Annotated in this window: 12 protein-coding genes and 2 pseudogenes; 9 read left to right on the top strand and 5 right to left on the bottom strand. The window is 39.9% G+C overall.

Annotation, left to right across the window (positions count from 1 at the left end):
• Positions 1–36 precede the first annotated feature (36 nt).
• From BMY21_RS05655 to BMY21_RS05645, 3 genes and pseudogenes are all read left to right on the top strand, one after another.
• Positions 37–954 (top strand): helix-turn-helix domain-containing protein, encoded by a 918-nt coding sequence (locus tag BMY21_RS05655; protein ID WP_074641675.1) that lies wholly within the window; start codon positions 37–39, stop codon positions 952–954.
• Positions 947–1,462 (top strand): GNAT family N-acetyltransferase, encoded by a 516-nt coding sequence (locus BMY21_RS05650; protein WP_074641673.1) that lies wholly within the window; start codon positions 947–949, stop codon positions 1,460–1,462. The genes BMY21_RS05655 and BMY21_RS05650 overlap by 8 nt, the downstream gene beginning before the upstream one ends.
• Before the next feature lie 90 nt (positions 1,463–1,552).
• Positions 1,553–1,996, top strand: a pseudogene (locus BMY21_RS05645) (GNAT family N-acetyltransferase); the annotation flags it as partial.
• Here BMY21_RS05645 and BMY21_RS05640 read toward each other — a convergent pair.
• Positions 1,975–2,523, bottom strand: coding sequence for a TetR/AcrR family transcriptional regulator (locus BMY21_RS05640; protein WP_074641669.1), 549 nt, complete (start codon positions 2,521–2,523; stop codon positions 1,975–1,977). The pseudogene BMY21_RS05645 and the gene BMY21_RS05640 overlap by 22 nt on opposite strands.
• Before the next feature lie 199 nt (positions 2,524–2,722).
• Here BMY21_RS05640 and BMY21_RS05635 point away from each other — a divergent pair, with 199 nt between their 5' ends.
• Genes BMY21_RS05635 through BMY21_RS05620 form a run of 4 tightly spaced genes read left to right on the top strand, consistent with a single transcriptional unit; the run spans position 2,723 to position 5,081 of the window.
• Entirely contained in the window at positions 2,723–3,640 is a 918-nt protein-coding gene (locus BMY21_RS05635; RefSeq protein WP_074641667.1) for a ketopantoate reductase family protein, read from the top strand.
• Positions 3,641–3,679: 39 nt separating this feature from the next.
• Complete coding sequence (locus tag BMY21_RS05630; protein WP_074641968.1) at positions 3,680–4,174, top strand: MarR family winged helix-turn-helix transcriptional regulator; 495 nt, start codon at positions 3,680–3,682, stop codon at positions 4,172–4,174.
• Between the two features lie 11 nt (positions 4,175–4,185).
• A complete protein-coding gene (locus tag BMY21_RS05625) occupies positions 4,186–4,710 on the top strand; it encodes a flavodoxin domain-containing protein (protein ID WP_074641665.1) in 525 nt (174 codons plus the stop codon).
• On the top strand, positions 4,710–5,081 hold the full coding sequence (locus tag BMY21_RS05620; RefSeq protein ID WP_074641663.1) for an FMN-binding protein: 372 nt from the start codon (positions 4,710–4,712) through the stop codon (positions 5,079–5,081). The genes BMY21_RS05625 and BMY21_RS05620 overlap by 1 nt, the downstream gene beginning before the upstream one ends.
• Here the strand turns inward: BMY21_RS05620 and BMY21_RS05615 are convergent, their stop codons facing one another.
• Entirely contained in the window at positions 5,082–5,636 is a 555-nt protein-coding gene (locus BMY21_RS05615; RefSeq protein WP_074641661.1) for a 2'-5' RNA ligase family protein, read from the bottom strand.
• Between the two features lie 41 nt (positions 5,637–5,677).
• Here BMY21_RS05615 and BMY21_RS05610 point away from each other — a divergent pair, with 41 nt between their 5' ends.
• Positions 5,678–5,875 (top strand): hypothetical protein, encoded by a 198-nt coding sequence (locus tag BMY21_RS05610; RefSeq protein ID WP_074641659.1) that lies wholly within the window; start codon positions 5,678–5,680, stop codon positions 5,873–5,875.
• An 876-nt stretch (positions 5,876–6,751) separates the two neighbouring features.
• Here BMY21_RS05610 and BMY21_RS16045 read toward each other — a convergent pair.
• From BMY21_RS16045 to tnpA, 3 genes and pseudogenes are all read right to left on the bottom strand, one after another.
• On the bottom strand, positions 6,752–6,916 hold the full coding sequence (locus tag BMY21_RS16045) for a transposase domain-containing protein (protein WP_256210295.1): 165 nt from the start codon (positions 6,914–6,916) through the stop codon (positions 6,752–6,754).
• 27 nt (positions 6,917–6,943) lie between these two features.
• A pseudogene (locus BMY21_RS16040) lies at positions 6,944–7,144 on the bottom strand (IS66 family transposase); the annotation flags it as partial.
• Between the two features lie 78 nt (positions 7,145–7,222).
• Positions 7,223–7,438 (bottom strand): IS66 family insertion sequence element accessory protein TnpA, encoded by a 216-nt coding sequence (tnpA, locus tag BMY21_RS05595; protein ID WP_074641654.1) that lies wholly within the window; start codon positions 7,436–7,438, stop codon positions 7,223–7,225.
• A gap of 207 nt (positions 7,439–7,645) precedes the next feature.
• On the opposite strand from tnpA, the gene BMY21_RS05590 reads away from it, so the two are divergent.
• Positions 7,646–9,559: a heavy metal translocating P-type ATPase gene (locus BMY21_RS05590; protein ID WP_074641653.1), complete on the top strand. Its 1,914-nt coding sequence runs from the start codon at positions 7,646–7,648 to the stop codon at positions 9,557–9,559.
• The last annotated feature ends 17 nt before the right edge of the window (positions 9,560–9,576 follow it).

Genomic DNA, 9,576 nt, shown 5'->3' with positions numbered 1-9,576 from the left:
ATAATCATCTCATAAAGTCTTGGAGGAGGTGACTTTATGGATGATTTTAAACCGCTGTTTGAATATGTTGAAAAAAACATTGAAAACAAAATTGAGTTAAAGGAACTCGCAGATTTTATGGGCTACAGTCCTTTTTATATCAGCAGAAAATTTATGGATCTTTACGGCATTCCGATTACCGGTTATGTGCGAATCAGGAAGCTGCAATATTCCATAAAGGATTTGCTGGATGGCATGAAAGTGATTGATGTTGCCATGAAATATTCCTTTGAATCTCACGAAGGTTTTTCAAGATCGTTCAAAAGTCTTTTTGGCTCTTCTCCAAAAAATATTAGAAACTATTTGCAGAAGTACGAAATTCCGGAGTTTGAACTTTTTGCAAATTGTGAAGCAAAATCTATGGAGAAACAAAAAATGAGTTTAAGCGATGACATGCACAAAATGATTTTCACGATTCTTGGTAATTCTTTTGAAGAAATGGCTGGGGGCTTCTGTTCAAAAATTGAGCTTAGTCTGCTACCGGATAATTGCCTTAGGATTTTTGATGATGGCCGCGGAATAAAGCTGGATGACGATGGAGTGATTCACGAAGAAATCCTGCAGAATCTTTTTTCAGGCAAACCGATTACAAAGGTTGAGTATGCCCAGATGGGAGACCTGCCCTTTGATGACCTTAAGCTTGTAAACTCACTTTGCGAAAAGCTTACAATAACTGTCTGGCGAAATGGGAAAATATACGAACAGGATTTCATCCGTGGAGTTCCACAGCATTCCGTCACAAGCAAACCTAATGATTCTAAAATCCCGCACGGAACCCAGATTATCCTTAAACCCGACACATCGATTTTTGAATCCACCCAGTTTAGTAAAGAAAAACTTCAAACCTGGGTTAGCGAAAATTATTGTGACCTGAAAGGGAATGTGGTTCTAGAGTATAAAAAAGATTATGCATAATATAGAATTAAAACAGTTATCGCTGGATATGGGAAAAACTGAATATGATATGCTGCAGGGAATTTCTGCTGTGGAAAACGGTTTTACCAATCCGGCATATGACCTGTCCTATGACGAGTATAAAGAGTGGCTGCGGATAACGGACAACAATTCCAGAGGCATTGATTTGCCGGAAGGCTGGATTCCATATACCACATATGTTTTATATATCGACGGTATTCCTGTCGGTTACGGCAGAGTCAGGCATTCGTCATCCGAGTATCTGGAAACGATTGTCGGCGCAGGAAATCTTGGGTACGGCATCGCTAAGGAATATAGAGGAAAAGGATACGGAAGTATTTTATTCACAGAGTTATTGAAAAAATGTAAAGAAATCGGATATAAAGAAATTAAGCTGTTCCCGATGAAAAGCAACGAGCCTACCGTAAAAAACATGCTGAAAAACGGTGGCCAGATTATTGGAGATTTCAAGAATCAGAAACATATCATCCGCATACCAATTGAGTAAAATCTTATGAATATTAAAACCCCACGTCTTACAATCACAACTTTCTCCCCGAACATGGCCTAGACCGTCTATGAAAATTCTCAGGACGACGACACCAGACGTTTTGTCCCGGATGAAGTTTATGATTCTGTTGAAGAAGCGCGCGCTGCAATTGAGTTTTTGATTTCACGATATGACAGCGATGACGGCCCTTTTGTATATCCAATAATCACAAATGATGATAGCAAAAATATCGGCTATGTTCAGCTTTGCCAGATTGATGATGTCTCCGGGGAAATCGGCTATCACATTGCAAAACAGTTTACGGGGCAAGGGTACGCAACGGAGGCAGTAAAAGCCTTTCTTCCTGCGATGGCACAAAAACTCAATATCAAAGAAATCTACGGAATCTGCCTTGCAGAAAATCTTGCCTCTGTGCGTGTCCTTGAAAAATGCGGATTCACCCAAATCTATCAGGGCCCTGGAAATTATCAGGGGAGAGAAGTTCAAATCATCAAAACTATCTGGAAAAATTACACTATATATTTTGTATAGGGAGAAAAAATCCCGTTCAGTTTCTCTGTCATAATTTCAGGACTATAAGGCATAGAATTATTAATCCACCATTCAACGACTCCTGTAAAGCCATTGATTATAAACTCCGATGCAATTTCCTGTGACAGGATGATTTCCTCTGGCATCTTGTTGATTGCTTTTTTCAGTTGTCCTTCTATTGCATTATGAAATTTCTTGTGAAAAATACTAAGCCCATCGGCATAAAGCAGGGTGCGGTAAATGTCATAATTTTCTTTCAGGTATTTGAAAATCTGCAAAAAGGCATTTGGATTAAGTTTGATTTCTGTATCATTACTGCAGCTGATTAAGAGTTTGCCAACATAAAAATCCATACACTTTTCATATAAATCATATTTGTCGGAAAAATGAAAATAGAAGGTGCCGCGGTTAATGTCTGCCCTTTCTGAAATATCACTGATAGAAAGCTTGTTGAAACCTTTTTCTTTTAATAAGTCTATGAAAACTGAATAAATTGCTTCCTGAGTTTTCTTGATTCGTCTGTCCATTTTTCTGGCCTCCGTAAGGCTGGAGATTTTTAGAATTGCTAAAATCTAGATTTTCAACAAAAAACAAGAAATGTTGAATTTTCAACAGCTGCTGCTTTTTGATGATTGTAGATTCACACAATCGTATTTATATTTTATTCAACAAGTGTTGAAAAATCAACATTAGTTTAATCACATTGCAAATGACGAGGAGGTCAGGATGAATATTTTAGTTTTTGGAAGAGGAGCAATTGGAACTCAGTATGGATGGGCTTTAGAAAATGCAGGTCACAAGGTAGATTTTTTTGTGCGTAAGGGACGGATCAAAGATTACGGTAACACAGTCTCACTTGATATTTATGATTCCCGTTCAAAAAAACAGATAAAAGAAAACTGGCAGATAAACCTGAAAGAAGAAGTTGAAGAAGATAAAACTTACGATCTGATTCTTTTAAGTGTGAATCCAGAACAGGTAGAAGGTGCACTTTTGCAGGTAAAAAGTTTTGCAAAAAATGCTACAGTACTTTTTTTCTGTAATTATGGTCTTGAGGTAAAGGCTGCGGTAAAAGATTTTCCAGCGGATCAGATTGTTTTTGGTTTTCCTGGAGCAGGCGGTGGTTATGAAGGTAATGCTTTGGGTGGAATTATGTATAACTTTTTTCAGCTGGGGCAGGCGGGCGCAAAACTTTCTGAGCGTGAATCCTTTGTTAAAAAAATATTTTCTGATGCAGGATTTAAAGTCAAAGTTCAGAAAAACATAGAGGAATGGCTTTTGAATCATTATGTTGCAAATGCAGCAATGGAAGCAGAAGTTTTAAAGGCTGGTTCATTTAAAGCTGTGGCATCGTCAAAAAAGCTCCTTGGCCAGATGGTTTTAAATATTCGTGAGATGACGCCTTACGTAAAGGCAAAAGGTTTCCATCCAGATGCTTTGATAAAAGCCATGAATATTTTACCGGCAGGCTTTGTTGGCTGTCTTATGAAAAATCTTGTATACAAGGAATCTGGGCCTGCGTATAAAGCACTGGCTTATAATCACTACAAGGTTGGCTACTCTGTTATGCAGATTATAAATGATGCACAAGAGCTTGGTATAGAAACACCAAGACTGGAAGAAGCCTTTCGTTTCCAGAAATAAAAATTTGACATTTATAATATTATGCAATATATTGCATATATGCAGATAACAAATGATCAGATTCTTAATATGATGCCGCCTCAGTTTGGATTGTTCGGGCTTCTCTTTGCTTTTATGAACAGACTGCAGGCAGCGGGGGATTCTTTTTATGAAGAGATTACCTGTAAGCAGTGGTTTCTTCTGGCTTGTATGAATCTATATTCAAAAGAGGCTCCTACCGCAAATGAGCTCGCCGAAACAATGGGCTGTTCCAGACAGAACGTAAAAGAGATTCTCAACGCTCTCGTAAAAAAAGAAATCCTTGTTCTGAAGCAGGATGATAATGATAAACGCAAGCAGCGGATTTATTTTACTTCAAAGCAAAAAAAGCTTGCAAAAAAATATCAGAATAAAGAGATGGATTTTTTAAAGCTTTTATATGAGGGCATTTCTGATGATGAAATCAAAAATGTATTTCAAATAATTTCCAGAATGGAAAAAAATCTAACAGGAGCGACTGGCGGGGTGACCGGTGTCGCAGGCATTCAAGCTTAGGAGGAATCAAAATGAAAACAATCGTAATTTACACAAGTCAGACAGGCTTTACAAAAAGGTACGCAGAGTGGATCAGCGAGGCGAGTGGGGCAGAATGCCTGGAATTCAAACAGGCTAAAAAAATCAAACTTTCTGATTATGATGCAATCATTTTTGGCGGCTGGTTCATGGCGGGTGGAATTAAAAATCTTGCCTGGTTCAAAAATCAGATTCCGGAACTTTCTGCTGCGGGCAAAAAAATCATTGTTTATGGAGTTGGAGGAAGCCCTGCAGAAAGTCCTGATATCCCTGCTGCAATGCGCAGAAACTTTACCGATGAAGAATGGGATTCCCTGAAAACATTTTATTGTCCTGGTGGCTTCAATTACGAGAAAATGAGCGGTTTTTCTAAGTTCATGATGAAAATGTTTACAACAATGTTAGCAAATAAAAAAGACGCAAGCGAAGCAGAAAAGAACATGGCCCAGATGATTTCTCATTCCTACGATATTTCCGACAAAAAATACATCGAGCCAATTCTTGCGGAGTTGAAGTAATGAAAAAATTATTTTACGTTCTTCTTGGGATAGTCGTACTAGGAGCAATAGGATGTCTTTCCTTAACAGCTTCCATGAAAAAGAGTCTTGCGAAAATTGAAAATGAAGACATTGATATGGAAACTGTTGAGGACGGGAGCTTTGAAGGCCACAGTGAACTCGGTCCTGTAAAAGTTGATGTAAAGGTTCTGGTTGAAAATCATAAGCTGAAGCGGGTCGAGTTGTTGCGTCATGAATGCGGGCTTGGTCATCCGGCAGACGTAATTGTGGATAAGATGGTAGAGCAGAATACCTGGGATGTTGATGCAGTCAGCGGAGCAACAGTTTCCAGCGGAATAATAAAGAATGCTGTGAATAAGGCTTTGCGCTAATTATCTGCTCAATCCGAATTTCTTCAATTCAAAAAACGGCGAGCACTGGTAAACTGCAAGTTCTTCGATGGCAGCTTCCAGTGGGAGCGAGATTTTCTTTGCGATTTCTTTTGCTGCGGAAAACTGACTCTGATTCAATCTTGTGGCAAGGGTTGTGTGTGGAAACCAGATATCCGGCAGATAGTAGCCGTTTTCTGCCTTTTCAAATTCCGGAAGTAGCAGAGTATGGAGCTCCTTGTTTATCTCGGAAAGGAAGAGATTCTTTTCCGGTTTCAGGAAAAGGACTTTGCCGTTGAAATTGCCGACCTCCCTGAACTGTACCGAACCAGCCTTCTGTCCTTGCGAAAACTCTTCTACAAACTGCAGTAGTTTTGCTTCTTCTTCTCTGGCTGCATGAAAAGCTCCGATTGTAATATGCGGTGGAATTTTTTTTTCAATCATAAAGCGGTTCTCGGTTTCATCCGCAATGGCATGTAAAGTCGAGATAACAATTTCATTTACCTTTTGCGAAAAGTGGAGAGACACAGCATATGTAATCAGGGAAGAATCAAACATACGTACTATTCTATAATGATAGCAGCGACAATTTCAATCGTATGCGTACAATTCAGTATTCTGATGAAGGTGAAAACCGTTTTGTATACGATATATTCGGAAATGTACTTGAGGCAGAAAATACGAGTGGAAAAGAATTATTCAGATATGACACAGGCGGTTATCTTATTTATCAGCAGGATCTTTCTAGTGGTGTGTTCGCCCATGCAGGAACATATCGACAAATTGGAATTTGTTGATATCAAAGCGTCAGTATTTCGCTCACGATTTCATAAACGTTCTTATTGACTGTATCCACTTTTATGGTGTCAAGCGTTTGATACATGTCGATCCTTGCAACGCTTCTGTCGATTACATCGTTACTGCGGATCCCCCTGGCGATGTCAGCAGCCCTGCACCCAAAGGTGCAGCATAAAAAGCTTTTCTCTATTTTACTTTTCCCACAATCTGAAACTCTTTGCCACCAATCCAGAATTTTTTGTCTGTGATTTTGTTTGCCATGGTCCTGCTGATGATGTATTCATAGATCATCCTGACAAATTGCAATTTGTGCGTCTCTATCATCTCCACAAATCCCCATCGTCATTTAAACCGGAAGTTAATGTCCGTTACTCTATAGTGTCTTTCTGTGGTTCTTCATACAATAATCAGCTTCTTCTTTTCCAAACCAGCCTTCGCCATCACCTACACGCGGGTATAGTCTGCGCAGTTCTTCTTTCTCATCCGGTGACAGCTCCGCATAATCGTCGATGTCTCGTTCTGATTCGGCAACTATGTATTTATGATCAAAGTCAGCTCTCTTAAATACTCCGATTATCTTTACTTCTACCTCATCACCCAGTTCATAATCCTTATCCGTCATGAGTATACAATCCCAATGCGGTTCGGGAGGAGTGCCTGATTCTTTGATCCAGCCATAGGGCTTGGTAAAGTTTCTTGCGTGAGCCAGTGACCCACGGTCGCTTGCAATAAAATCCTTCGTTTCCGGTCTGCAGATCATCCGCATGGGATATTCTTTTGTTTGCTCTATTATCATGTGTAAAATTGTTTCCATGATCATTCCCATTTTTCCGTATCCGCAAATTGAATTTACGTTTACAGAATTATACCACAATTTAAATCCATTCTCCACGAATTTTATAAGGCGTAATTTCAATATTCCAAGGGAGAAGTTTTTCCCAGTCATTTTCAGTTTCAGCATAAGGGGCTTTTTCAAAAAGACATCTGAGATAATCTTCAGGAGCAATACCATTCTGCTTGGCAGTTTCAATAAGGGACAGAATAAAACATGATGCTCTTGCTCCATTACCGCTACCGCTGAAAAGGAAATTTCGCCTTGCCATTACCCAGCTTTTTACGCTGCGTTCTGCCGCATTGGTCGAAAAAGTTGCTTCAGGATATTTTATAAAGTTTTCAAGATTTTCCCATCTGTTTAAACAGTAGTTTACAGCTTCCTTTGTCTTTGAGGAATCAAGAATCATTTCCTTCTGTTTCTTTTCAAGAAGCCATTGCTGTAAGGATTTCCCGGATAATTACCGCATTACTGTTTCCAGGAATTTCAATCTCTATTCCAGCCTTACGGATTATCAAGTTCTGTTTTCCTTTATGAAGGTTGATTTTAATTCAACGAAATGAACATCTGCAGCCTGGCATGCTTCTGCAGATTTGTATTTAGTCACCCATGCAGACAAAGTATTTGGTTTAATGCCGTATTCTGGAGCGAATACTGTCTGTGATTTTCCTGACTGAATGTATTCCTCAACAATTTTCTGACGTTCTTCACGACTGTAATTTGATCTCATAATTTCTTCCACCTTGCGTAGAAGTTTAGTTCAAAGATTTATTTTTGGAAAATACATGAGAATTGACGGTTACTTTCAATCTAGCCTCATCGGAAATTATAAAATTAATGACTTACTGAACAAATTTTAATTTTTGTTCATTTTCTTACAAAGTAGATTTTTTGTTCTTAAAAATCCTGAATTCCCGCAATATAGTGATAACGAACAATGTCAAATATTTTAGAATGGTACGAAAAGCAGAGCGACAGTCTCAGGCTTATTTTTGTAATAATTTCGGGAGTGGCGCTTGCTACTTCTTTAACTTTCAGCTGGACCGGAAATGTAGACAAGATTGCAGGCTTTGATCCGGCCTGGATTGCAATTGTTTTATGTGGAGTGCCGATTGTTCTTGGGGCAATTGTTGGAGTCGTAAAAGACCACGACATTACTGCGGATGTGCTTGTTGCCCTGGCTTTAATTGGTTCTCTGATTCTTAAAGAATTTTTTGCTGCCGGCGAGGTTGCCTTTATCATGCAGATTGGTTCCATTCTGGAAGATTTTACTTCGGACCGTGCAAAAAAGGGAATCTCAAAGCTTATTAAGCTCAGTCCTAAAAAAGCAAATCTCTTTGTGGATGGACAGATAAAAATCATTGAAGCTGATCAGGTAAAGCTTGGAGACATTCTGCAGGTGAGGGCAGGGGAGTCTATTCCTGTTGATGGCAAAATAATCGAAGGTAGCACAAGCATTGACCAGAGTGCAATGACGGGTGAATCTATTCCTGTTGAGAAAAATCCGGGCGACCTTGTGATGAGCGGAACTATAAATCAAAACGGAAGTATTTTGATTGAAGCTGTAAAAACTGCCGGCGACTCTTCTCTTCAGCGAATGATTAAGCTTGCAGAAGCTGCAGATGTACAGAAGGCAAAAATCGTTCGCAAGGCAAACGTATGGGCGGCCTGGCTTGTTGTAGTTTCTCTTACTACGGCAATTATTGCAGGTACTATAATCGGCAATACATATAATGATTTCTGGCTGGGCTTTACCCGCGCTGTAACAGTGCTTGTTGTTTTCTGCCCCTGCGCCTTTGTGCTTGCAACTCCAACTGCAATTTCGGCAGGAATTGGAAATGCTTCTAAGCATGGACTTTTGATTCAGTCGGGTGAAGCACTGGAAAGAATTGCTTCTTCTAACATTGCGGTTTTTGATAAAACAGGAACCCTTACAAAAGGAAAGCCGGCTGTTGTTAAAGTTCAAACTCTGTCTGATATCAGCGAGGACGAGTTGATCAAAATTGCTGCATCGGGTGAGGCGCTTTCAAACCATCCGCTTGCAAAGGCGATTATGGATTATAACAAAAGCGGCCTTTATGAAATTAAAAACCACAAAACTCTTGCAGGCAGCGGAATTGAATTTGAAATCGACGGGAAAAAATATATGGTGGGAAAAGTACAGAGGGATTTTAAGGATGCCGGAAAAACTTCAGATGCTCCTTCCACAAACGACGCTTCCTTCTCCAACATCTCTCCCGACCTCGAGGCATCTTCCCTTGTCGGCCTTTACTGCGAGTCAAAACTTCTTGGCATAATCTTCATTCAGGATGCCCTCAAAGAAAATGCCCGCAAAATGGTAGCGCAGCTTAAAGCTCTGAACATCCGCACCGTTATGCTCACAGGCGACAACGAAAACTCTGCCCGCTATGTTGCAGCACAAATCGGTCTTGATGATTTTAAGGCAAGCTGTTCCCCGGAAGATAAAATGAATTACATCAAAAATCAGGAAGCCCGGGGACATAAAGTTGCAATGTTTGGTGACGGGGTAAATGATTCTCTTGCCCTGCGTTCAGCCTTTGCAGGCATTGCCATGGGCGGAATCGGCAGCGACGTTGCAATCGAAAGCGCCGACGCAGTAATTGTTCACGACAACCTTGATGCAGTTCCTTATCTCTTCAAGATTTCCAGAAAAACTCAGGGACGAATCACATTTAATCTCTGCCTTTCTATGGTAATCAATTTTGCAGCAGTTGCACTTGCAATTTCTGGCATTTTGAATGCAGTCTGGGGCGCCCTTTTCCACAATTGTGGTTCTGTACTTGTAGTTTTCAGCGCCTTCCTGCTGCTCTTTTATAAAGATAGAGATTAAGACTTTTTCATACACTT

Origin of the sequence: Treponema bryantii, from assembly GCF_900111035.1 — a bacterium.
GTDB classification, from domain to species: Bacteria; Spirochaetota; Spirochaetia; order Treponematales; family Treponemataceae; genus Treponema_D; species Treponema_D bryantii_C.
This window is presented reverse-complemented; position numbering and strand designations above follow the sequence as displayed.